Genomic DNA, 20,779 nt, shown 5'->3' with positions numbered 1-20,779 from the left:
GCCTCCGGTGCGGGCGCGGCCCGGCGGGGCATCCCTGGTGGAAACGAGGAGGAGACACGATGCCGCTCTACCTGACGAGGTTCAGCTATACGCCGGAGACGTGGGCGAGGCTGATCAGCCGTCCGGAGGACCGGGCGCAGGCCGCTCGGTCGTACATCGAGTCCGTGGGTGGGAAACTCCACGGCTTCTGGTACGCCTTCGGCACGCACGACGGCTACAACCTGTGGGAGGCGCCGGACAACGTGTCCATGGCTTCGGTCGCACTGGCGATCAGCGGAGGAGGAGCACTCAGCTCGTTCGAGACGACTGTGCTGCTGACCGTCGACGAAACCTTGGAGGCTCTGCGCCGAGCCGAACAGGTCCAGTACCGGGCTCCCGGTGCATAGCGCTGGGCCTCCGGTCAGAGCGCCCGGCCGTCCGAGGGAGCACCGGAGCCGGGCGTGAACGTCGGTTCGAGGTCGTGTTCGTCCATCGGCGATACGGCGGGCGTGGAGGCCGTTGCGGTCTGAGGAGTCGGGGGAGCGACGCATCCCGGGGTGGCGGGGCTGGGACTCTCCTGGCGTGCTACGGTCGGCCCCGTCGGTCGGGTGGGAGGGCGCAGGCTGCGGTTCCGCCGGGCAGGCGGTCTCGGTTGTCGGCGATGAGGCGGTACACACCGTGGGCGAGCCGGCGCACCGGCGGCAGGGTGAGCAGGGCGCCCAGGAAGGCCCAGCCCTTGCCCGCTCGGAGCAGGAGTTCGGCGACCGCTTGTGCTCCGCCGTACACGGTTCCGGTGGGGGTGATCCACAGGGCTTCGTAGGTGGCCCGCTGCTCGGTGGTGCCGAGGGAGGTCAGGTCCGCGTACTGCCAAGGGGTTGTGGTGCAGTCCGCCCGCAGCAGGCGTTGGAGGAAGGCGACCGACGACGTGCAGAAGCGGCAGTCACCGTCGTAGACCAGTACCGGTCGGGTCCGCATGCCTCCAGCGTGCCTCACCGGCGGGGGCGACGCGGGTGTGACCTATGTCGCGCCGGGCCTCGTCCCGAGCCGTCGGCGTGAAGGGTTCGTCGGGGGCGGTGGCCGGGGCGCTCGCCGGCGAGTGTGGAGGTCAGCGCGCCGGCGGCGGATCCGCGGGGTGGACATCGGTGGAAATCGGCGGGGTCGGCGGCGGGTCATATCTGTGTCCGCGGCAGGAGAAATAAGGTGCGGGGCGTGGCGGGTATTTCCCGCTGGCGGACGGAGTGTGGTTATCGACGGTGCAGGGGCGATCGCACCGTGCTACTGTCGATAGCAGTTGCAGGTGTGGTTGGCCGGAAGATTTATGTCCGACGGGGTAATCATCACGGCGACCAGGAATTCACACACGGTGAATTTCTGACACCGTCTCCGAAGGAGAAAATCAAATGGCTACTGGCACCGTGAAGTGGTTCAACGCGGAAAAGGGCTTCGGCTTCATCGAGCAGGACGGCGGCGGCGCCGACGTCTTCGCCCACTACTCGAACATCGCTGCCCAGGGATTCCGCGAGCTGCTGGAGGGCCAGAAGGTGTCCTTCGACATCGCTCAGGGCCAGAAGGGCCCTACGGCCGAGAACATCGTCGTCGCCTGACACACCGGCACTCACGCGTTTTCGCCAGCTGGGGCCCGCACCCTCGGGGTGCGGGCCCCGGCTCGCTGATGTTTACCGGGGCGTGTGACGTCAGAATCCGTCGCACCACCGATCGGTGATCATTCCCGGTCGGCCTGTCCGCCCCCATCGATTTCGGCTCGTCTCGAGATTCTCTGCGCTGTTCGTCTGCTGCGGGAATTCCTTGGTGCGCGCCGCATCAAGGAAGGTTTTGTTTCGCATGCAACGCACTCGTACGTCCCGCGCCCACGCCCGATTCGGTGGCGGCTCCGGAGCGGGTCGCTCCGGCGGCGGTCAGCGCCGTTCGAAGGGCCAGGGCAACCGGTCGGCCGGACGCTCCCTCCAGGGGGAGTTCGCGCCGCCGAAGACGATCACGCCGGGACTGCCCGCCGTCGAATCGTTCGCCGACCTCGACATGCCCGCTCAGCTCTCGGCCACGCTCGGCCATGAAGGCGTGACCGTGCCGTTCCCGATCCAGGCGGCGACCCTGCCGAACTCCCTGGCCGGCCGTGACGTACTCGGCCGCGGCCGCACCGGTTCGGGCAAGACCCTCGCCTTCGGCCTCGCGCTGCTCGCCCGGACGGCGGGACGGCGTGCCGAACCGCGCCAGCCGCTCGCCCTGGTCCTCGTGCCCACCCGCGAGCTGGCCCAGCAGGTCACCGACGCGCTCACCCCGTACGCCCGCTCCGTGGGCCTGCGGATGGCCACCGTCGTCGGCGGGATGTCCATCGGCCGGCAGGCCGGCGCGCTGCGTGCCGGAGCCGAAGTCGTCGTCGCCACGCCGGGACGGCTGCGGGACCTCATCGACCGGGGCGACTGCCGGCTGGGCGACGTCGACATCACGGTCCTCGACGAGGCCGACCAGATGGCCGACATGGGCTTCATGCCCCAGGTCACCGCCCTGCTGGACCAGGTGCGCCCGGACGGGCAGCGGATGCTGTTCTCGGCCACCCTGGACCGCAACGTCGACCTGCTCGTCCGCCGCTACCTCACGGACCCGGTGGTCCACTCCGTCGACCCGTCGGCGGGCGCCGTCACCACGATGGAACACCACGTGCTCCACGTGCACGACGAGGACAAGCGCCGGACCACGACCGAGATCGCGGCCCGCGACGGCCGCGTGATCATGTTCCTGGACACGAAGCACGCCGTGGACCGGCTGGTGAAGCACCTGCTGAACAGCGGTGTGCGCGCCGCCGGCCTGCACGGCGGCAAGTCGCAGCCCCAGCGCACGCGGACCCTGACCCAGTTCAAGACCGGGCAGGTCACGGCGCTGGTGGCGACCAACGTCGCGGCACGCGGCATCCACGTCGACGACCTCGACCTGGTCGTCAACGTGGACCCGCCCACCGACCCGAAGGACTACCTGCACCGCGGCGGTCGCACGGCGCGCGCCGGCGAGTCCGGCAGCGTCGTCACCCTGGTCACCCCCGACCAGCGTCGGGACATGAACCGGCTGATGAACGCGGCGGGCATCACCCCCCGGACCGCCCAGGTGCGGTCCGGCGAGGAGGAGTTGAGCCGCATCACCGGCGCCCAGGCGCCTTCGGGCGTCCCGGTCGTCATCGCGGCGCCGCCCGTGGAACGCCCCAAGAGCGCCTCGTCGTCCCAGCGTCGCCGTGGTCGCCGGGGGCGTGCCGGTCAGGGCCGCACGGGTCAGGGCCGGCCGGTCGGCGAGGGCGCGCGCCGCGGGTCGTCGTCGTCGCGCAAGGGCTTCGACTCCGCCGCCTGACGGCTCCACAGCAGGGCCCGGGCACCTGGTCGACCTTGTCCGCCGGGACCCGCCGCCGCTACCAGCCCGACTCTTCCGCAGGAGGCTCAGGATGACGCCGATTCAGGCGCAGCACCATGAAGCTGTTCGCTTGCCCGTGGCCGTCGCCGGGGCCGTGGGTGAGGGCTGGGGTCCGTCCGGGCCGCGTGTCCGTGACGACATGACGGTGGAGGTGGCGCTGTCGCTCATGGCCGGTGCCCGGGTCGATCACCTCGTCCTGTGCGACGCGGACGATCAGAGCACGGGCCTGGTCACCCGGGCCCGGCTCGCCGTGCTCCGCGACGGCCCCGCCTACACCGACCGGCTGCGGCTGCGGGACTGCCCGGAGGGTTCGTTCGCCGGGATCTGAGGAGCGACGCGGGCGGCGGACGGGTCTCGGCTCGCCCGTCGTCCGCCTGGCCCCCTGAGCCATCTCGTCCGCCCTGTCCTGCGTGCTGCTCCGGTCGGGCGCGCCCTCTCCGGGGCCGCCCGACCGGAGCAGAACTGTCACCTGGGGGCCTTGAGCCGTGGGCCCACGGGTGGAGATCATGGTCCGTGGCCCGTGGGGCAGTTGTTCGCACGCCCCCGGCCGGGACGGGATCGGCTACGGGACAAGGGCGGGGGCCCAGCGTGGGCAAGGGCGGGGAGTCCATACCGGACGAGGAGTGGGAGCGGTTCCTCAAGGAAGCCGAGGCAGGAACGCCGGGCGCGCCCGAGGAACCCTCGGCACGTGCCCGGATGGTGGCACGGCGGCTGCGGGAGGAGACCGGCCCGCCGGAGCCGTGGCGCAGTCACCGGCCGCCCCGGCGGCGGGGCGGCAAGACCTGGTACGTCGTGGGTCTGCTGGCTGCCGTCGCCCTGCTGGTCGTGGCCCTGGATCCGGGGCGGGTCGTCGGCTGGTTCGGGGGCGGGGGCGGCGACAGCACGCCGCTGGCCGCCGAGTCGGAACGGCCGGATGAGGCGCCGCCGACGGAACGGGCGCCTCAACGACCCACTCCGGACGAGCCGTTCAGAGGCTCGCCGGCTGCGCGGTGGCAGGCCGGGACCGCCGGGATCACCCTCCCCGAGGCCCGGGCCACCGGCTGGATGAGCAAGAGCGAGGTCACCCGGGCGCTCAGCGCGACCCGGGACTTCCTCGCCGCGTCCAGTCTCGATCCCGGCGTGCTGCGCGGGGAGCGGCCGGCGAAGGCGATCGCGCTGCTCAATCCCCACCAGAAGGACGTCCAGGAGTTCGTGGCGACCGCGTTCCGTACGCCCAGCCGGGAGAACGATCCGCTGATGCTGTTCAGCCGGTTCGAGAAGTCGAAGGTCCGGCTCGTCGGGGACGTCGTCAAGACGCGGGGGCGGATCACCTACCGCGAAGGTGAGCGCGGTGCGCTCGAGGTGAGCACGGACGTCACCTACGTGTATCCGGTCAGTCCTGCCACCGGCGGGAGCGACGAGGTCGTGCGCACCATCGTGCGCCGCGAGGTCGTCCTGAGCTGGGACGACCCGGAGAAGGTCGTCATCGAGCCGGGCACGTTCTCCCTCGTGTCGTACCGGGCCGACACCACCAACGGCGGCTGCGACACCGTCACCGGGTACTACGAGCCCCCGTTCGACGCCGGGCGCTCCGCCTCGCCGCCGGACGGTCCGCGGGTCGACCCGTACGACCGGAGCAAGTCGATGGACACGCGCATGCGGGAGTCGGGCGACAGACAGTGCGGGACCGCCACCCGCTCGTGAGCGGGGTGCTTCCAGGCGGCCCGTTCAGGAGGGAGCGGGCCCTCAACCACCAGCGAGAGCACAGTGGTTGAGGACCGACCCCGTCCACGCCCGGCCCTGCGCATCCGTACGTGACGGTTCCTCAGGGGCGCATCGCCATCACGACGTAGAGGCCGGCGACGACCGCGACACCGCAGAGAGCGACGAGGGCGAGCAGGGCACAGCCGAGCACTCCTGTCGTCCAGGCCGTCACCCGCCGGCTGAACCGCGTCACGCGTTCGGCCTGCTCGACCGCCTCGCGGAGGTCGGCGTCGCCACGGTCCTCGGTGCCGGCCGGGTGGCCGACGTCCTCGCTTTGGCCGACGTCCTCGCTTTGGCAGACGTCCTCGCCTTGGCCGACGTCCTCGCCTTGGCCGACGTCCTCGCCTTGGCCGACGTCCTCGCCTTGGCCGACGTCCTCGCCTTGGCCGACGTCCTCGCTTTGGCCGGTGTCGTCGTTCCGGCCGGGGTCGGCCACGGTTCCTCCTCCGGGGGACCGGTCGCCGGTGCCCGGCACGGTCACTCCCGTTCCACCGGCAGCCACAGTTCGGCCTCGGCCTCCGTGCCGTCCGCGGAGAGGCGGGTGCGCAGGATCTCGGGGCCGGAGCGGGTCCGGTACGGGTTGGACGGGAACCACTGGGTGTAGACGTCCCGCCACAGCTCCTGGATGGCCTCGGGGGCCGGGCCGGAGGTGGTGAAGACGGCCCAGGTGCCGGCCGGGACGGGCAGCGCCGTGGTGCCCTCCGGGGCCTCCGCCGATGTGACCACCCCGTGGTAGTAGTCGAGTTCGGTGCCCTCGGCGCGGCTCGGGTCCAGGTCGTCGCAGACGGCGACGATGCCCCGCGGGTCCTGGTCGGACAGCTTCTCCAGGCGCTCCGACAGCTGCGGGTCGATGCCACGGACGAAGTCGATGATCGCCTGGTTCGGCCCCGAATGCACCAAAGGTACCCGGGCCTTGAGGCCGACGACGGTGAAGTCGGGCCGGTCCACTACGCGGTAGCGCATGCTGCTGCTCCCTTCGACGGTGAGGCGGAAGGCCAGCCGGGGCTGGGAGACGAGCGCCGCGCCGGTGCGCCGGGCCTCGCCCGGTCCGATGCCGTGCATCGTGCGGAACGCCCGGGCGAACGCCTCGCCGGAGCCGTAGCCGTAGCGCACCGCGATGTCCAGCAGCGATTCCTGGTCCGCGAGCACCTCGGCCCCCGCGACGGTGAGCCTGCGGCGCCGTACGTACTCCGACAGCGGCATGCCCGCGAGTGCGGAGAACATCCGGCGCAGGTGGTACTCCGAGGTGGCCGCGAGGCGTGCCAGTTCGGCGACGTCGACCTGCTGGTCGAGGCGGTCCTCGATGTGCTCCAGGATCTGGTTGAGGCGGTCCAGCACTTCGGTGTCCTTCCTTGATGACGCTCACCACGCTAGGAAGCGGGCCCCTCCCCCGACCCGACATGCTGTGCCCGATCGGATCGGGTGGGGCCGGCCGCCCGGGACACGGCTCGGGCCGTCACCCGCCCTACCCGGCGGCGCTGTCCTCGGCCAGGGTGTGGGCGACCAGGGCGTTGGCGTGGCCGTGGCCCAGGCCGTGTTCCGTCTTCAGCCAGGTGACGAGTTCCATGTGCCGGGTGAGCGGCGACGTGCGGATGAGGTCCTTCCACTCGGCGATCGGGCGCCCGTACTTCTTCTCGATGGACGGGAAGTAACTGGCGGGGCCCTTCGCGGCGTTGGTGGTCATGCGATGCCTCGTTTCCGGTTCGGCGTGCGGGTGCTTGTGTGCTGTGCTCGTGGTGCTCGTGGTGGTTGTGCTCGTGCTCGTGGTGGTTGTGCTCGTGCTTGTGCTCGTGCTTGTGCTTGTTCTGACTGCCGGGGTGGGGAGAAGTCGCCGCCAGGCGTCGGTGATCCTCGTCACACCCGGGGCGGGCGCCACCCCTGCCCCGACACCTGCCCGGGGCCGCGTCGGCCACCCCGCGACAAATGCGTTGACGTGGGCCGAGGTGCCCTTGTTAGCCTGCGGGTTCTCGCTTCGTTCCGCTTCGCGCGGTGACCCTGAAGGGGTGTTTTATGACCCGGCCCGTGCCGAGTGCGCCTCGCCGCACCGCATAGTCGTCCGGCTGTCCGCCGGCCCTTGCGGTGGCGCGTCTTCGTGCTCGCTTCCGCGCGCATCCGCCTTCCCGCACGGCTCCCGTGAGCCGAGCCGTCGTGCGCGCGCGGTTCCCCTCGGCGAGGCCGCTCGGCCTGCTCTTGCTGTCGTGACCGACTTTTCAGCAAGGAGCATTCCGGGTGTCCCAGAACAACGCCCACAACACTCTGAGGATCGCCACCTTCGCCTGCGCGTGGTGCGGTCTGACCGTGTCCGTCACCGCGTCCGACGGGCAGCAGCGCAACCACTGTCCGTCGTGCCTGCACTCCCGCCACGTCCTCGACCACGTCGAGGGCGGGCCGAGCCAGTGCCACGGGCGAATGTCCCCGATCGCCATCGCCGTGCTGCGCACCGGCCAATGGCGGGTGGTGCACCGCTGCGTGCGCTGCGACGAGCTGACCTCCAACGCCGTCTGCGCGGACGACAACCAGCTCGTCCTGATGCGCATGGCGGTACGGCCGCTCGCCCAACCGCCGTTCCCGCTCGAAGCGTTCGGCACGCTGTGACGGCGCGGGACGAGGGAGGACGACCACATGCCACGACGTACCCGCTCCGGTGCGGGGGACGACCGTATGCGACGCGCACAGCGGCCGAAGCGCGTCCCGCGCGGCCGGGACGGACGGCAGGCGGACGGATTCCGCTGCGCCGGCTGCCGCCTGGACGTGTCCATGGACGCCCCGGGCACCGCGCACCGCAACCACTGTCCGAGCTGCCTGGTCAGCCTCCATGTCGACCGCAGGGTGCCCGGCGACCGGGCGTCCGACTGCCGCGGCCGCATGGAGGCGCTGGGGGTGTCGACCCGGCCTGACGGTGAGTGGATGCTCATCCACCAGTGCCGGTCCTGCGGCGAGCTCAGCGTCAACCGGATCGCCGGGGACGACAACGCGCTGGCCCTGGTCCGGCTGGCCGTGCGGCCGTTGACGGACACCGGTGTGGCGCACCGGGCACTGCTCACGCTGTGACCGTGATGGCGGGGGAGGCGGGAACGGCCGGTCGGCCGGTCACCCGGCTCCCTCGCCCCATGTCCCCTCCCTCCCAGTCGGCGGGGATCTTGACTACAAGTGATGGAATGCCTTCCGAGTACAGACCGCTTACTTGGCGCACATTCCTTCATTTCTTGAATGTATAAGCCCGTCATTGTCCAGATGGCGGTCGGCCGAGGAAAACCCGCGGCGCAGATCCGCGAAGAACCGTTTCCCCAGAGGAAAGTGCAGTGACGGGAGGTTCACCAGGTGCTGGTGTGCCTGCCGGTGACACACCGTCGCCAACTGCCTTGTCTCCAGGACTTGTATTCAACTTGCCGCCACCCTAACCTCCAACAAAGGCGAGGGAGCCGTCGTTTCCGTCTGCGCGCCGGGCGGAACAGGGGGGTCCCGATGATCCGATCTCGCGGGAAGGGACACCCGCCTCGTGGACTGGAATTCCGTCACTCTGCTCGCATTGGCCGTCTTCGGCTTTCTGGGGCTGTGCGTCATGCTCGCCGTTTCCCTGCTCCGCCAGCTGCCCGAACTGTTCGAGGCCTGGCACAACGCCAGACGGTCGTGGCGGAAACCGTCCGAACCGCCGGTCTCCCAGCGTTCGTCCCGCCCCGGCGGTGAGGACTGATCCGCCGGAGAGGAGGACTGATCCGCCGCCGTGAGGCGCGGGCCGGGAAAGCGGCCGGAAAAATGTCCCGCGGCGATGTCGAGAACGCGTGGTCCGCTCCGTCCTCGGGGTGAAGGCGGCCCACAATGGGCGTCTGAGGACCGAGGAGACAGATCATGGCCAAGTACCTGCTGCTGAAGCACTACCGCGGTGCCCCGGCCCCGGCCAACGACGTGCCCATGGAGCAATGGACGCCGGAGGAGATCTCGGCGCACATGCAGTACATGCACGACTTCGCGACCCGGCTGGAAAAGACCGGCGAGTTCGTCGACGCCCAGGCGCTGGCACCCGAGGGCACCTGGGTCCGGTACGACGGTGAGGGGCGCCCGCCCGTCACCGACGGGCCGTTCGCCGAGACCAAGGACGTCATCGCCGGCTGGATGGTGATCGACGTCGACAGCTACGAACGCGCCCTCGAACTGGCCGGGGAACTGTCGGCCGCCCCGGGCGCGGGCGGGAAGCCGATCCACGAGTGGCTGGAACTGCGCCCGTTCATGACCGCGCCGCCCACCATCACGGAGTGACCGGAGCCATGGACGAGGCCCGGCTCCGGAGCCTCACACCGGGCGTCCTCGCCGCCCTCGTCCGCCGCGGAGCGGACTTCGCGGCGGCCGAGGACGCCGTGCAGGACGCACTGGTCGAGGCGGTGCGCGCATGGCCGGCCGACCCTCCGCGCGAGCCGAAGGGCTGGCTGGTCACGGTGGCCTGGCGGAAGTTCCTCGACGCCGCCCGCGCGGACACCGCCCGCCGGCGGCGCGAGGACCTCGTCGAGGAGGAACCGGCGCCGGGGCCGGTGCCCGGCGCGGACGACACGCTCCAGCTGTACTTCCTGTGCGCGCACCCCTCGCTGACCCCGTCGTCCGCGGTCGCGCTCACCCTGCGGGCCGTGGGCGGGCTCACCACGCGCCAGATCGCCCGGGCCTACCTGGTGCCCGAGGCGACCATGGCACAGCGGATCAGCCGGGCCAAGCGCACGGTCTCGGGTGTGCGGTTCGACCGGCCCGGCGACGTCGCCACCGTGCTGCGGGTCCTGTACCTGGTGTTCAACGAGGGTTACTCCGGTGACGTCGACCTCGCCGCCGAGGCCATCCGGCTCACCCGGCAGCTCGCGGCCCAGGTCGACCACCCGGAGGTGGCGGGGCTGCTCGCCCTGATGCTGCTGCACCACGCCCGGCGCGCTGCCCGGACCGCGCCCGACGGCGCTCTGGTGCCGCTCGCCGAGCAGGACCGCGGCCGGTGGGACACCCGCATGATCGCGGAGGGCGTCGGGATCCTCCAGGCCGCCCTCGCCCGTGACCGGCTGGGCGAGTTCCAGGCCCAGGCCGCCGTCGCCGCCCTCCACGCGGACGCGTCCCGCGCCGAGGAGACCGACTGGGTGCAGATCGTCGAGTGGTACGACGAGCTCGTACACCTGACCGACAATCCCGTCGTCCGGCTCAACCGTGCGGTCGCCGTCGGTGAGGCCGACGGACCGCGCGCCGGGCTGGCCGCGCTCGCGGAACTGGACGACTCGCTGCCGCGGCACACCGCCGTGGCGGCGTACCTCCACGAACGGGACGGCGCTCTCGCGCCGGCCGCACAGCTGTACGCGGAGGCCGCCCGCACGGCGCCCGACCTGGCCGAACGCGACCATCTGACCCGCCGGGCGGCCCTGCTCAACGCCCGTCTGCGCCGTTGAGGGCGGGCGTGGCCGGGGCCCGCTCCCGGCGGCCCGTTCCGTGGCCGCGGAGGTCCGTGACGGGCCCGTCCGGGCCGCCTGTGACCAACAAGCAACCGGATCGGCCTCACCACGGCGGCATACCCGGGCGCATACTGGTGACAATGACTAAGCCAGGTGCATCGAAGCGTTATCTGCCCACCAGCCCCTTCAAGGCCCCGGTCGCGCCGCCACCCAAGCACTTCACGGTGGGCGATCAGGTCACTCACGACATGTACGGTCTCGGCCGGGTACTCGGCATCGAGGACGGCATCGCGGCGCTCGTGGATTTCGGCTCGCGACAGGAGCGGATCCTCAGCCCGTACAACAAGATGACCAAGCTGTAGCGAGCTGCAGCGACGACGGCCGAGCCGTCACGCCGCGTACCGGGACAGCACCGGGCGGCGACACCGCTGTGCCCGGTCACGGCACGCCCAGGCCCCTCGGGGGCCTGTACCGAATGGGAGACCCTTCATCGAATCGACCCTGCTCTTCTCCGATCCGGAGGGGACGCCTCGCAACGCCGTCGGGACCTCACCGGTGCCCGCGACGGACCCTTTCCAGGCACCGGACCTGACGGACTTCCCGGCGGACTTCCCGGACGAGGAGGAGTTCTCGACCCCTCCGCCGGCGGCTCCGCGCTCCGGCGGACGGCCGCGGGGCCGGACGGGCCGCGGCCGCGGCGGCCGGAACGGCTCCTGAAGCCGGCCACGACGGCCACAGCGGCCTCATCGGTCCCACAGGACCGAGCGACCCAACGGCCCAGCGGCCCACCGGCCCACCGGCCCACCGGCCCAGCAGCGTCGCCGACGGGATCACCCCGGCGACCGGTCCCGCCCGCCCCTCCCCGTCGGCACGCCGACGGGCTCCCGGCCGGTCGTGTCCGTCGGCCGCCACGCCGACGGACACACGGGACGAAGGACACACGGCGCGCACACACGACGACCGACACGGGTGACGGCGAAGCCCCGGGACGACCCGTGACGCGCCGGGCAGCCCGCGACCGGCCGGTGCGCGACTCGCGCGGCCCGCAGCGCCCCCAGCGCCCTCCGGGCCCCTCACCTGCCGCCGGCAGCGACAGCGCGAGGTAGGCACAGACCCGTGCGGTGCGACGCACGGTGTGGCCCCGTCGCGTCAGGACGGCAGCAGGGAGCGCCGAGCCGCTTCAGCTCTTCCTCGCCGATCATGCCGATCCGCGATGCCGCGGTCCGCCCCTGCGGATCCACGACGATGGTGAACGGGTACGCCGTGAGCGGGACCAGCCCCTCGGCAGCCGGAGCAGCTGCCGCCCCTGGAGGTCGTGCAGGCCCGGGTGGGCGAGCCTGCCTCCCCCTCGAACGCGCCCGGAGCCCTCAGTGCTCAGTTACTCGCACCCCCCGGGACAACCCCGGCGCCTCCGCACGGCCCGGCACGGCACGCACCAGGACGCCCGGAGCCGGGCTCGGGGCCGCCTTGCGTCCGCGGGTGCACCGCGTGGTGCGGCACGGGTCGGTGCGGTGCGGTGTGGACGCAAGGCGGCGGCGTCCTGCGTCCTCCCTACGCGGCAGTGGGCCGGAGCTGCCCCTGACTGTCCGTCATCACGCTGCGGCTGCAGGCGTGATCGGAACACAGCGCGTCATGGGCCAGCGCCGACACGATGGCGGCCTGCGTGCGCGTCTCCAGGCCGGTCTTCTCCACGATGTTCGCGATGTGTGCCTTCACCGTCCGTTCGGCGATTCCCAACTCCCTTGCCAGCTCTCGGTTCCCCACGCCCGTACCGAGCAGCAGGAGGACTTCCTTCTCCCGCTCGGTCAGGGCCTCCAGCCGTCGCACGCCGAACCCCGGGTCGTGGCCCGGGCTCCGATGCGGGCAGGCCGTACTTTCCTTACCGGACCGTTTGGTCATGGCGGTCCTTCCTGACCCTGCTCCTCCGGCAGACCCCCGTGGCCTGGAAGGGCAGTGATCGGGCTCCAACTTACCCAGCCGCACTGACGTGAGCGCGACACCCGCCCGTCCCGACACACGGCACAGCGACGCCCCCGGAACCCGGCGGAGCAGGCGTCAACTGGGGTCCGAGGAAGCGGCTTTGACGTAGGTTGGTCGCACTGGTCACCGCTCAACGCGTAGGAGGCTCAGCCGTGTCGGAGGACATCGCCCAGGACAGTGCCGGTTTCGAGACACGTGCCCGGATCGATACGAGCAGGCCGCACTCGGCCCGCTTCTGGAACTACTTCGTCGGCGGCAAGGACCACTACAAGGTCGACCGGGAGATCGGCGAACAGATCAAGGAGATCTTCCCCGGGCTGGTCGACGTCGCGCACTCCAGCCGTCTCTTCCTCGGGCGCGCCGTCCGCTACCTGGTCGCCGAGCAGGGGGTGCGGCAGTTCCTGGACATCGGCACGGGCCTGCCGACCGCCAACAACACCCACGAGGTGGCCCAGCGCGCCGCACCCGACGCACGGATCGTCTACGTCGACAACGACCCCATCGTCCTCGCCCACGCCAACGCGCTGCTGACCAGCACGCCCGAGGGGCAGACCGCGTACCTGGACGCCGACCTCTACGACCCGGAGTCCGTCCTGCGGGCCGCCGCGCAGACGCTGGACCTGTCGCAGCCCGTCGGCCTGATGATCCTCAACACGCTGGGCCACGTCTCCGACTACGAGCAGGCCCGCGATCTCGTCCGCCGCCTCATGGCGGGGCTCCCCTCCGGCAGTCACCTGGTGATCTCCGACAGCACCGCGACGAGCGAGGGCATGATCGCGGCCTCCAACGCCTACAACGCGAGCGGTGCGGTGCCGTACCACGTGCGCAGCGTGGAGGAGATCACCGGGCTGTTCGACGGGCTGGACCTGGTGGAGCCGGGCGTCGTGCGGGTGCCGGAGTGGCGGCCCGACGCCGACGCCGACGAGGAGGAGGACAAGGCGGTCGACGCCTTCTGCGGAGTCGCGCGCAAGGCGTAGCCCGGGACACCGCTCTCACCCGACCGCCCCCGTCGTCCGATCCGGCCGGCGGGGGCGGACGATAATCGGGCCATGGCCTCTCCGGTAGTCAGGACGAACCCCGTGCACGAGCGGCTGCGGGCCGACGTCCTGGCGGTCGGGGCGCCGTACGCGCTCGTCCTGGCCGGCGGGGACGCGGTCAGGGCGCACGGCCTGGTGGACCGGCTCACCGGGGGCGTCGACGCGGCCACCGAGCACCCGGCCGGGATGCCGGAGATCGCCGGCGCCGTGCGGGAGGGACTGGAGCGGCGCGGCTGGACGGTCACGGTGACGGAGGCCGATCCCCTCGGCGCCCGGCTGCTGGCCCGGGATCCCGCCTCCGGTACCGAGTGCCGGGCCGACCTGCGCAAGGAGGTCCTGTGGCGGCCGCCCGTGCAGACGGCGGCCGGACCCACGCTGTCCCTGGAGGACCTCGTCGGGACGACGGTCCGGTCGCTGGCGGACCGGGGCCTGCCGCGCGACCTCATCGACGTGCACGCCGCCGCCCGGCGCTGGAGCCGTCCCGAGCTGGAGGAACTCGGACGCCGTCACGCCCCCGACACGTTCGACCTCACCGACCTCCAGTCCCGCCTCACCGGCACGGACTGGCTCGACGACGCCGAGTTCCACGCCCACGGCATCGACCCGCCGACGGCCACCGCGATCCGCCGCTGGGCCCAGGAATGGGCGGACGACATCGCAGAACGCCTGCTGGATGGCGAGGATCCACCGGAGGAGACGGAGTGACTTCTCAGGATGAGCACACCGGTCCGCCATAGCGCACGGTGGGAACGTTTTTGCAGGTCAGCACGCTGATCGCCTCCGTCACTGGTGGTGATGAAGCAGCGGACCGGACAAGAACCGGAAGGTGATTCTCACGGTTCTCCCGGGTGTTCGTGACTCAGACACCTGGAGGGGATTTCCTTGGCCTTGACGCATGCCGCGCGTCTGACCAGCGCGCTCGTCGCGGCGGCCGCACTGGTCGTGACCATGCCGTCGGCGGCGCACGCCACCGCCATCGGCTCGACTCCGGTCCGCACCTTCGAGTACACCGTCGGCGGGGTGACCATGAACGTGCCGACCGGCTGCATGTTCACCCACATCATCCGGGGCAAGGGGCGGAAGATCACCTATCAGAACGCCGGCGTCGACTGCGCCTTCGTCGGCGCGCTCAGCAGCGGCTTCTGCAACTGGCGCATCGACTTCACGTACGCCGACACGGGCAACAGGACGTACCGCACCTCCCGCGGCAGGACGCACACCGAATGCAAGATCGATCCCATGCGCAACAACGCCCCGCAGACCCTGCCTCGTTACGGCAAGGCATGTGCGCATCTCGTGGTGAACGGGGTGCGGCGTGTGAGTCAGTGCCACCACATCACGAAGTGAGCCGCCATGAGTGAGCAGCAGGAGCGGGGGACCGGGTCCGTCCGCGAGGTGCGTCGGCAGCGGGGCGGGGGTGTCGCGTTCGCCGTCGGGCTGGTGGCCGGGCTGGCGTTCTTCGCGTTCTTTCCCGGGTTGCCGCACGTCATCGACTGGGGTGCCATCGTCGTGTCGCTGGCCGTGGGGGCGCTGGCGCGGTGGGCGTGGCGGGCGTGGTGGGGCAGGGGCGTGCGGGAGGGGGACGGGCGGGGCGACGGGACGGGGTGAAGCCCCCCGCCGGGTTCGCCCCGGCCCGTCGGGCGGGGGCCGCCCCCGGGCCGGCCCCCGGTGGGTCAGATGGAGCGGGATCGCAGGATGGTGGCCATGCGGGATTCCAGTTCCTCTCGTTCCTGGGCGGCGCGTTCCGCCTGGGCGCGTTGGTAGGTGTGTTCGGTGCGGCGCATGCGGTCGGTGGTGTCGTGTTCGACGTGGTGGCGGCGCACCTCGTGTTCCATGCGGGCGCAGGCCTGCGCGACCTGGAGTTCCTCGGTGTGCAGGCGGCGGGTGACGTCGAAGCGGACGCCGAGGACGCGGTCGTACTCGGTCGCGCCGCTCATGAACTTGGCGAGGACGGGGAGGGCGTCCAGGGAGACCAGGAGCAGGTGCAGGACGACGGTGATGAAGAGGGCGAAGCCGTCCGACTCGGCGACCTTGCGCAGGGCGTGGGCGCGGGTGAGGATGCCGTCGGAGTCGAGGTCGGCCGCCCGGGCGGCGGTCTTGGTGTCGATGGCCTTCTGCAGCAGGGGCTGGTAGGCGTCCGCGGCCCGGTTCTTCCTGCTCTCCAGGGTCTGGCCCTTCTCCCGCATCCCGGCGAGCTGCTTCTCGTAGGTGTCGATCTTGCTGGTCCTGCGGTACGACGACGAGTCGTTGCGGGCCCGTTCGCAGGTGATCGTCACGTCCCAGCCGCCGCCCCGGCGGATCCACCGGTCGGGTCCGCACTGACGCCGCTCGGTGGCCATCTTGGCGTCGAGCTTCTCGTTGATCTCGGTGACCTGGCTCTGCAGGGTCTCCATGGCGGCCTTGTTGGCCTCGATCTGGTTGGTCAGCTCGGCCGGCGAGCCGGCCACCTTGAGCTGGTAGCGGCCGCACTCCGGGCGGTTGACGGTGGACGCGCCGTCGGTCGGGTTGCAGGCGACGAGCATGCCCCGGTAGTCGGCGACCTCCTGCTCCCTGCCGACGGCGATCTGCTGGCGGATCTCCTTGTCGAAGATCTGGAAGAGGATCGGCTCGGCGATGAACAGGCCGAGCAGGACGGACAGGACCAGGCGCAGCGCCAGCGACCACTTCTTGACCTTGGTGCCGTGGGTGCTGGACACCAGCCAGCTGTCCATCGCCAGGATGACCCAGAACCAGACGGCCGCGGCCGTCAGCACCGCCACCACCGGCAGGTCGGAGCGGAAGCTGCCCAGCGCGAGGGCCATGGACACGGCGCCGACCAGGGCGGTGTTGAGGACGAGGGCGCCGTACCAGGTGTAGCGGGTGCGTTCCTCCGGGACCCAGGCCAGCAGCGACTCGTCGATGCCGATGAGGCGGCGCAGCCGCGTGCCGGGGCCGGTCGCGCGGGGGGCCGGGCGGGCGGACCCGCGGTCGTCGTGGGAGGGGACGCTGCCGGTGTCCGGGCGCAGGGGTGTGTCAGTGGCCAAGGTTCGCCTCCGCGTCGGTGCCTCCGAGGTCCCAGTCGTCCTGGTCCGGATGCGCGTCGGGGTCGAGGGAGCGGGCGGGGTCGGCGTCCGTGCCGTCCCGGCCCGCGCGGCCGTCGGTCTCGTGGAGCTGGTGGGGGATGCTGCGGGGGGCCGCGCCGGGGATGGGGCGGCCGGCCGCGTCGGGGTCGGGCGTCGTGGGGCGGATCTGGTCGTAGGTGATGTCCTGGATGCGGTTGATGTGCGCGCTGGGGTCCGTCAACTGGCCGTCGAACAGGCCGCGGTCGAAGGCCTGCTTGCTCAGGGCGGTCCAGGCGGCCAGGTTCTCCCGGCGCTGTTCCCGGCGCTCCTCTCGCAGCAGCTGCGCGTCCTCGCGTTCCTCCTGGCGTTCCTGCCGGCGGTCCTCGAGCTCCAGGTCGAAGCGGCGGTCGTCCTCGCGCTGCTTGGCGGCGGCCTCGTCGCGGCGGGCCTGGCGGTCGAGTTCCTTGCGCCGGTCCTTGCGGTCGATCCGCCAGTGGGCCTCCTCCCGGTCGAGGGAGCGCTTCTTGAGCTCGTCCTCGAACCGGGTCCGCCCCCGCTTGTCCTCGAGCTCGTCGCGGCGGTTCTCGGCCTCGCGGAGCCGGTTCGACAGCTCGTCGGCGGTGATGTCGCCCTGCCGCCAGGCGTTGAAGTCGGCGAGCAGCGGGTCGTTGCCGATGAGGGTGAAGTCCGAGGTGAGTTCGTCGCGGTTGAAGCGGTTGCGTTCGGCGCGCAGGGTGAGGTCGTGCCGCTGGCTGTCGCTCTCGGACTCGCGGGTGAACCGGGCGCGCAGGCTCTCGAACTTCTGCCGGCCGTGCTCCTTCTTCAGTTCCTCGTCCTGCCGGAAGTGTTCCTTGTGCAGGGCGCCGGTGCTGCGCAGTTCCTCGCGCCGCAGCTCCAGTTCGGCCTCCAGCACGGAGCGCCGCAGGTCCGCCTCCTGCTGCATCTCCTCCCTCAGCCGGTCGCGCTCCGCCTGGTGCCGCTCGAGTTCCAGCCGGGCGACGTCCTCGGCGTGTTCGGCCGGGGTGCGGACCTCGACGAGGCCGCAGCGGACCCGCAGGCCGGACAGCGGGGCGGGCCGCATCTCGTGGTACGCGGTCAGGCGTGCGTCGATGCGGTCCCGTACGGTGGCGGACCGGTCGATGGGCAGGTCGTGACCGTCCTCGGTGAGCCCCGGCACGTCGCGGAGGTGGCCGAGCAGCAGGGCCTCCAGGTCGGTGACGCCGTCCCGGACGACGGCGCAGGCGTCCGTCACCGTGCAGTAGAAGGTGATCCGCAGGGTGAACTCGCCCGCCTCGCAGGACGGAATGCGGGTCTCCACGCCCACCGGCACCTCGATGCGCCGGTCGACGACCGTGACCGAGCCGGCCCGGGTGACGACCGGGTCGTCGGCGCGCAGCATGCCGGGGTCCTCGATGTAGTCGTCGCCCACCCGGAAGACGCGCACCTGGTGGGGTGCGATCCGGGGGATGTCCTTGTCGTCCCGCACGGGGCGCCTGGTGGGCCAGCCGACGCGCTTGTCCGGCCGCCCGTACTCGCGTTGCTCGACGAGGGGATAGTTCTCGGCCATACCTGTCAGTCCTCCGTGCTCAGTACGGCGGTAAGGAACGTGTCGGTGAGGGCGGTCGTGGCCCGGTCGGGGCGCCGCGCGGACAGCCGCAGGGCGCTGCTCAGCTGCGGCCGTTCCAGGGGGCTCAGCGCGCGCCCCACGGCGCGGCCGAACCGTGCGGCCACCGCGTCGGCGTCGGTGCTGACCGCGGTCAGGTCGTGCAGGGTGGCGTGCAGGGTGCGCAGGGCCTCTCCCCGGCGGGGGCGGTTGCCCAGCAGGCCCGCCCACAGCTCGCCGAGCCGGTCGCTCTGTGCGGGGTCCTGCTCCAGCAGGGCGGCGCACACCAGCCGGGAGGTGCTCACGGTGCGGGCACCGAGGAGGATCCGGACGGTCTCCAGGGTGGTCTCCCGGTGCCGGACGCCGGGGCCCGCGCCGCGGCGGGCCGCCCGCGGTCCGCCGAGGCCGTCCGGCCCGGTGCCCCCGCGGGCGTCGGGGCGTCCGGCCGGGCGGTGGTCCTTGAGCCGGTAGGCCAGGGGCCGCAGCACCGCGCCGGTGTCCTCGCCGCACTCCAGCAGCACGGCGACCAGCCCGGCGAGGGCGAGCATCGCGTCGTCGGACCGGTGGGTGAGCCTCAGCAGGACGTTCACCGCGTCCGTCGGGAAGCGCACGCCGAGCGCTCCGCTGAACGCGGCCGCGGCGGTGGACCGCAGGGCGGGATCGGCCGCGCGGGCCCACTCCCGGCCCACGCCGAGGGCGGTGGCGGCGAGGCCCTCGTCGAGGCACATGCACTGCAGCACCAGGGTGGCCGTGGACTGTCCGCCGGGTCCGGCGACACCGCTCGCCCACGGGTACAGGTAGTTGTCGGCGACCTCGTCGAAGGCGGGCCGGGTGAGCAGGGCCAGCGCCGAGGCGACGGAGAGCTGCACACCGAGGCCCGGCCGGCCGGCGACGAGTTCGGTGAGCCAGTCGCGCACCCCGTCCCAGTACGCGGTCGAGCGTTTCGCCCACAGCTCCTCCAGCACCCACTGCCGGTAGTGGGGGGCGGCGAACACCAGCGCGCTGCGGGTGCGGGCGCCCTCCTTGTGCTCCTCCACCGCGACCAGGCTGTTCTGGGCGAGCATCAGCCGGCGGTCGGCGCTGCGGCGGTGCGCCTGCGCCTTCTCCTCGTCGTTCGCCAGGACGGGAAACGTGGACGCCACCCACTGTTCGAGGCGCTCCTGACACGTCTCGAAGTCGCGGTAGCCGGCTCCGGTGACGAACGCGAGGGTGGTCACCTCCGTCCACTCCTGCGGGTCGCGTCCGCCCGCGAACCAGTTCCGCACGGGCTCCGCCGCGCCGCTGCCGTACTCCCGCCACACCTCGGCGGGGGCGGCTCCCTGGGCGATCCGGCCGGCGGCCTCGGCCACCTCGGCGACGGCGCACCCCGGCGGCATCTTCTCGACCGCCTGCTCGACGGTCCCGTCGGTGCACTCCGCCCGCACCAGCCGGATCCGCAGCACGGCCGTGAGGTCGGGCGGCTGCCACGGCACATGGCGGACGGAGCCGGGGGCCTCGCCCTCCACGGGGTGCACCGTGGTGATGACCAGGTGGGCCCCGGCCTCCCGCACGGCGTCCCGCACCCGCCGCCAGTCGAAGTCCGCGGTTCCCGTCGCGGCCTCGCGCATGCGGTCGATGAGGAGGTAGCCCACGCCCTTCTCGAAGGTGACCCGCCCGTCGGCGAGGTCCTCCAGGCTCCGGCCGGGCGAGAGCACCACGTACTCGGTGCCCTCGGCGACGGCCGCGACGAGGGCGACCGCCGCGGACCGCTTGCCGATCCCGGGCGGGCCCACCACCACGACCACACCGTCCCGCTCCAGGGCCCGTACGGCTTCCTCGAAGCAGTCGGGGCGGACGTACGGCCCGAGCAGCGCGTCCGCCTCACCCGCGTCCAGGCGGCCCACCGCGCGGCGGCGGGCGTTGGCGGTGGCGCCGGGGCCGCCGGCGATGCCGAAGTGGGCGCCGGGGGCGTCCAGGGCGCCGAAGAAGTACTGGTTGACGCTGTTGTGGGGCACGGCGGAGGACGACGCCGCGCGGCCGGACCCCGGCCCGGACCCGGAGGGCTTCTCCGGCTGCTCCGGCTGCTCCGGCTGCGTCCCGGGGGCCCGCTCCCCTGACGGCTTGCCCTCGGGGCCGATCCCCCCGCCGGTCCCGTCCCGGCCGGCCCCGTCCCGCCCGGTCCGGGTGTCCGCGGCATCGTCGGCGGGTCCGGAGTCATGGGGGCCACCCGAGGGGCGGGGGGTCCCGGGCTTCCAGGGCTGCCCGGGCTTCTTCGGGTGCTCGGGCTTCCTGGCGTGTGCGTGCTTCTTGACGTGTTCGTGCTTCTTGACGTGCTCGGCCTGCTTGGCGTGCTCGGCCTGCTTGGCGTGCTCGGGCTGTCGTGCCGGGCCGGCCTGCTCGGTGGGGCCGGCCTGCTCGGCCTGCTCTGCGGTGTCCGGCTTACCGGTCCGTCCGGTGGTGGTTTCCGTGCCGCCGGTCGTCGCGGTGTTCTCGGCGTCGTCCGTGCGCCCCGTGTCCCTCGCGCCCCCGGCGGCTCCTCCGGCGCGCGACTCGCTGCGTTCCTCGTCCATGGTCAGCCATCACTTCGGA

At 72.2% G+C, this 20,779-nt stretch carries 23 protein-coding genes; 15 read left to right on the top strand and 8 right to left on the bottom strand.

The window, feature by feature from the left end:
* The first annotated feature begins 59 nt into the window (after nt 1-59).
* On the top strand, nt 60-386 hold the full coding sequence (locus ACIRPP_RS07620) for a GYD domain-containing protein (protein ID WP_164337924.1): 327 nt from the start codon (nt 60-62) through the stop codon (nt 384-386).
* A gap of 178 nt (nt 387-564) precedes the next feature.
* Here ACIRPP_RS07620 and ACIRPP_RS07615 read toward each other — a convergent pair whose 3' ends face one another.
* The gene (locus ACIRPP_RS07615) at nt 565-954 is read right to left on the bottom strand and encodes a thiol-disulfide oxidoreductase DCC family protein (RefSeq protein ID WP_403638819.1); all 390 of its coding nucleotides are present in this window, start codon (nt 952-954) and stop codon (nt 565-567) included.
* Nucleotides 955-1,379: 425 nt separating this feature from the next.
* Here ACIRPP_RS07615 and ACIRPP_RS07610 point away from each other — a divergent pair, with 425 nt between their 5' ends.
* The 4 genes from ACIRPP_RS07610 to ACIRPP_RS07595 all read left to right on the top strand — a co-directional run bounded on the left by ACIRPP_RS07610 (nt 1,380) and on the right by ACIRPP_RS07595 (nt 5,076).
* Nucleotides 1,380-1,583, top strand: coding sequence for a cold-shock protein (locus ACIRPP_RS07610; RefSeq protein WP_019329653.1), 204 nt, complete (start codon nt 1,380-1,382; stop codon nt 1,581-1,583).
* A 238-nt stretch (nt 1,584-1,821) separates the two neighbouring features.
* A complete protein-coding gene (locus ACIRPP_RS07605; protein WP_403638817.1) occupies nt 1,822-3,333 on the top strand; it encodes a DEAD/DEAH box helicase in 1,512 nt (503 codons plus the stop codon).
* A 91-nt stretch (nt 3,334-3,424) separates the two neighbouring features.
* A complete protein-coding gene (locus tag ACIRPP_RS07600) occupies nt 3,425-3,721 on the top strand; it encodes a CBS domain-containing protein (RefSeq protein WP_403638816.1) in 297 nt (98 codons plus the stop codon).
* 260 nt (nt 3,722-3,981) lie between these two features.
* Nucleotides 3,982-5,076 carry a hypothetical protein gene (locus ACIRPP_RS07595; protein ID WP_403638814.1) on the top strand — a complete coding sequence of 365 codons (1,095 nt, stop codon included), beginning with the start codon at nt 3,982-3,984 and terminating at the stop codon, nt 5,074-5,076.
* A 121-nt stretch (nt 5,077-5,197) separates the two neighbouring features.
* Here the strand turns inward: ACIRPP_RS07595 and ACIRPP_RS07590 are convergent, their stop codons facing one another.
* The 3 genes from ACIRPP_RS07590 to ACIRPP_RS07580 all read right to left on the bottom strand — a co-directional run bounded on the left by ACIRPP_RS07590 (nt 5,198) and on the right by ACIRPP_RS07580 (nt 6,820).
* Complete coding sequence (locus tag ACIRPP_RS07590; protein ID WP_403638812.1) at nt 5,198-5,572, bottom strand: hypothetical protein; 375 nt, start codon at nt 5,570-5,572, stop codon at nt 5,198-5,200.
* Nucleotides 5,573-5,613: 41 nt separating this feature from the next.
* Nucleotides 5,614-6,474: a GyrI-like domain-containing protein gene (locus ACIRPP_RS07585; protein WP_403638810.1), complete on the bottom strand. Its 861-nt coding sequence runs from the start codon at nt 6,472-6,474 to the stop codon at nt 5,614-5,616.
* Between the two features lie 127 nt (nt 6,475-6,601).
* Nucleotides 6,602-6,820, bottom strand: a complete 219-nt coding sequence (locus tag ACIRPP_RS07580) for a DUF4287 domain-containing protein (RefSeq protein ID WP_164337931.1) — start codon at nt 6,818-6,820, stop codon at nt 6,602-6,604.
* Between the two features lie 545 nt (nt 6,821-7,365).
* Between ACIRPP_RS07580 and ACIRPP_RS07575 the strand changes: the two genes are divergently transcribed.
* The 6 genes from ACIRPP_RS07575 to ACIRPP_RS07550 all read left to right on the top strand — a co-directional run bounded on the left by ACIRPP_RS07575 (nt 7,366) and on the right by ACIRPP_RS07550 (nt 10,912).
* Nucleotides 7,366-7,731, top strand: a complete 366-nt coding sequence (locus ACIRPP_RS07575) for an RNHCP domain-containing protein (RefSeq protein WP_403638808.1) — start codon at nt 7,366-7,368, stop codon at nt 7,729-7,731.
* A gap of 27 nt (nt 7,732-7,758) precedes the next feature.
* The gene (locus ACIRPP_RS07570) at nt 7,759-8,187 is read left to right on the top strand and encodes an RNHCP domain-containing protein (protein WP_403638806.1); all 429 of its coding nucleotides are present in this window, start codon (nt 7,759-7,761) and stop codon (nt 8,185-8,187) included.
* A 448-nt stretch (nt 8,188-8,635) separates the two neighbouring features.
* Nucleotides 8,636-8,830, top strand: coding sequence for a hypothetical protein (locus ACIRPP_RS07565; protein ID WP_403638805.1), 195 nt, complete (start codon nt 8,636-8,638; stop codon nt 8,828-8,830).
* 155 nt (nt 8,831-8,985) lie between these two features.
* Nucleotides 8,986-9,393, top strand: a complete 408-nt coding sequence (locus ACIRPP_RS07560) for a YciI family protein (RefSeq protein WP_403638803.1) — start codon at nt 8,986-8,988, stop codon at nt 9,391-9,393.
* An 8-nt stretch (nt 9,394-9,401) separates the two neighbouring features.
* The gene (locus tag ACIRPP_RS07555; protein WP_403639173.1) at nt 9,402-10,547 is read left to right on the top strand and encodes an RNA polymerase sigma factor; all 1,146 of its coding nucleotides are present in this window, start codon (nt 9,402-9,404) and stop codon (nt 10,545-10,547) included.
* A 143-nt stretch (nt 10,548-10,690) separates the two neighbouring features.
* Nucleotides 10,691-10,912 (top strand): CarD family transcriptional regulator, encoded by a 222-nt coding sequence (locus tag ACIRPP_RS07550; RefSeq protein WP_164337203.1) that lies wholly within the window; start codon nt 10,691-10,693, stop codon nt 10,910-10,912.
* A 1,189-nt stretch (nt 10,913-12,101) separates the two neighbouring features.
* Here the strand turns inward: ACIRPP_RS07550 and ACIRPP_RS07545 are convergent.
* Nucleotides 12,102-12,449, bottom strand: a complete 348-nt coding sequence (locus ACIRPP_RS07545; RefSeq protein WP_403638801.1) for a response regulator transcription factor — start codon at nt 12,447-12,449, stop codon at nt 12,102-12,104.
* A gap of 233 nt (nt 12,450-12,682) precedes the next feature.
* Between ACIRPP_RS07545 and ACIRPP_RS07540 the strand changes: the two genes are divergently transcribed.
* The 4 genes from ACIRPP_RS07540 (at nt 12,683) to ACIRPP_RS07525 (ending at nt 15,175) form a co-directional block, all read left to right on the top strand.
* Entirely contained in the window at nt 12,683-13,507 is an 825-nt protein-coding gene (locus ACIRPP_RS07540; protein ID WP_403638800.1) for an SAM-dependent methyltransferase, read from the top strand.
* Nucleotides 13,508-13,579: 72 nt separating this feature from the next.
* Entirely contained in the window at nt 13,580-14,272 is a 693-nt protein-coding gene (locus ACIRPP_RS07535; protein ID WP_403638798.1) for a nucleotidyl transferase AbiEii/AbiGii toxin family protein, read from the top strand.
* Between the two features lie 243 nt (nt 14,273-14,515).
* Nucleotides 14,516-14,914, top strand: coding sequence for a hypothetical protein (locus ACIRPP_RS07530; RefSeq protein ID WP_403639171.1), 399 nt, complete (start codon nt 14,516-14,518; stop codon nt 14,912-14,914).
* Between the two features lie 6 nt (nt 14,915-14,920).
* Nucleotides 14,921-15,175 (top strand): hypothetical protein, encoded by a 255-nt coding sequence (locus tag ACIRPP_RS07525; RefSeq protein ID WP_403638796.1) that lies wholly within the window; start codon nt 14,921-14,923, stop codon nt 15,173-15,175.
* Between the two features lie 65 nt (nt 15,176-15,240).
* Here ACIRPP_RS07525 and ACIRPP_RS07520 read toward each other — a convergent pair whose 3' ends face one another.
* Genes ACIRPP_RS07520 through ACIRPP_RS07510 form a run of 3 tightly spaced genes read right to left on the bottom strand, consistent with a single transcriptional unit; the run spans nt 15,241 to nt 20,760 of the window.
* Complete coding sequence (locus ACIRPP_RS07520; protein WP_403638794.1) at nt 15,241-16,590, bottom strand: DUF4407 domain-containing protein; 1,350 nt, start codon at nt 16,588-16,590, stop codon at nt 15,241-15,243.
* Nucleotides 16,580-18,175: a hypothetical protein gene (locus tag ACIRPP_RS07515; protein WP_403638792.1), complete on the bottom strand. Its 1,596-nt coding sequence runs from the start codon at nt 18,173-18,175 to the stop codon at nt 16,580-16,582. The genes ACIRPP_RS07520 and ACIRPP_RS07515 overlap by 11 nt, the downstream gene beginning before the upstream one ends.
* Before the next feature lie 5 nt (nt 18,176-18,180).
* The gene (locus ACIRPP_RS07510) at nt 18,181-20,760 is read right to left on the bottom strand and encodes a hypothetical protein (RefSeq protein WP_403638790.1); all 2,580 of its coding nucleotides are present in this window, start codon (nt 20,758-20,760) and stop codon (nt 18,181-18,183) included.
* Nucleotides 20,761-20,779: the final 19 nt, after the last annotated feature.

Origin of the sequence: Streptomyces sp. NPDC101219, from assembly GCF_044767675.1 — a bacterium.
Lineage (GTDB): Bacteria > Actinomycetota > Actinomycetes > Streptomycetales > Streptomycetaceae > Streptomyces.
The sequence above is the reverse complement of the archived record's forward strand: the minus strand, read 5'-3'. Positions and strand labels throughout refer to the sequence as shown.

Bases quoted from the DNA above. Each gene is read 5' to 3' on its own strand.
- ACIRPP_RS07550 (WP_164337203.1), top strand. From the start codon at position 10,691: ATGACTAAGCCAGGTGCATCGAAGCGTTATCTGCCCACCAGCCCCTTC.
- ACIRPP_RS07535 (WP_403638798.1), top strand. From the start codon at position 13,580: ATGGCCTCTCCGGTAGTCAGGACGAACCCCGTGCACGAGCGGCTGCGG.
- ACIRPP_RS07605 (WP_403638817.1), top strand. From the start codon at position 1,822: ATGCAACGCACTCGTACGTCCCGCGCCCACGCCCGATTCGGTGGCGGC.
- ACIRPP_RS07620 (WP_164337924.1), top strand. From the start codon at position 60: ATGCCGCTCTACCTGACGAGGTTCAGCTATACGCCGGAGACGTGGGCG.
- ACIRPP_RS07570 (WP_403638806.1), top strand. From the start codon at position 7,759: ATGCCACGACGTACCCGCTCCGGTGCGGGGGACGACCGTATGCGACGC.
- ACIRPP_RS07580 (WP_164337931.1), bottom strand. From the start codon at position 6,820: ATGACCACCAACGCCGCGAAGGGCCCCGCCAGTTACTTCCCGTCCATC.
- ACIRPP_RS07555 (WP_403639173.1), top strand. From the start codon at position 9,402: ATGGACGAGGCCCGGCTCCGGAGCCTCACACCGGGCGTCCTCGCCGCC.
- ACIRPP_RS07515 (WP_403638792.1), bottom strand. From the start codon at position 18,175: ATGGCCGAGAACTATCCCCTCGTCGAGCAACGCGAGTACGGGCGGCCG.
- ACIRPP_RS07560 (WP_403638803.1), top strand. From the start codon at position 8,986: ATGGCCAAGTACCTGCTGCTGAAGCACTACCGCGGTGCCCCGGCCCCG.
- ACIRPP_RS07600 (WP_403638816.1), top strand. From the start codon at position 3,425: ATGACGCCGATTCAGGCGCAGCACCATGAAGCTGTTCGCTTGCCCGTG.
- ACIRPP_RS07530 (WP_403639171.1), top strand. From the start codon at position 14,516: ATGCCGTCGGCGGCGCACGCCACCGCCATCGGCTCGACTCCGGTCCGC.
- ACIRPP_RS07510 (WP_403638790.1), bottom strand. From the start codon at position 20,760: ATGGACGAGGAACGCAGCGAGTCGCGCGCCGGAGGAGCCGCCGGGGGC.
- ACIRPP_RS07610 (WP_019329653.1), top strand. From the start codon at position 1,380: ATGGCTACTGGCACCGTGAAGTGGTTCAACGCGGAAAAGGGCTTCGGC.
- ACIRPP_RS07615 (WP_403638819.1), bottom strand. From the start codon at position 954: ATGCGGACCCGACCGGTACTGGTCTACGACGGTGACTGCCGCTTCTGC.
- ACIRPP_RS07525 (WP_403638796.1), top strand. From the start codon at position 14,921: ATGAGTGAGCAGCAGGAGCGGGGGACCGGGTCCGTCCGCGAGGTGCGT.
- ACIRPP_RS07545 (WP_403638801.1), bottom strand. From the start codon at position 12,449: ATGACCAAACGGTCCGGTAAGGAAAGTACGGCCTGCCCGCATCGGAGC.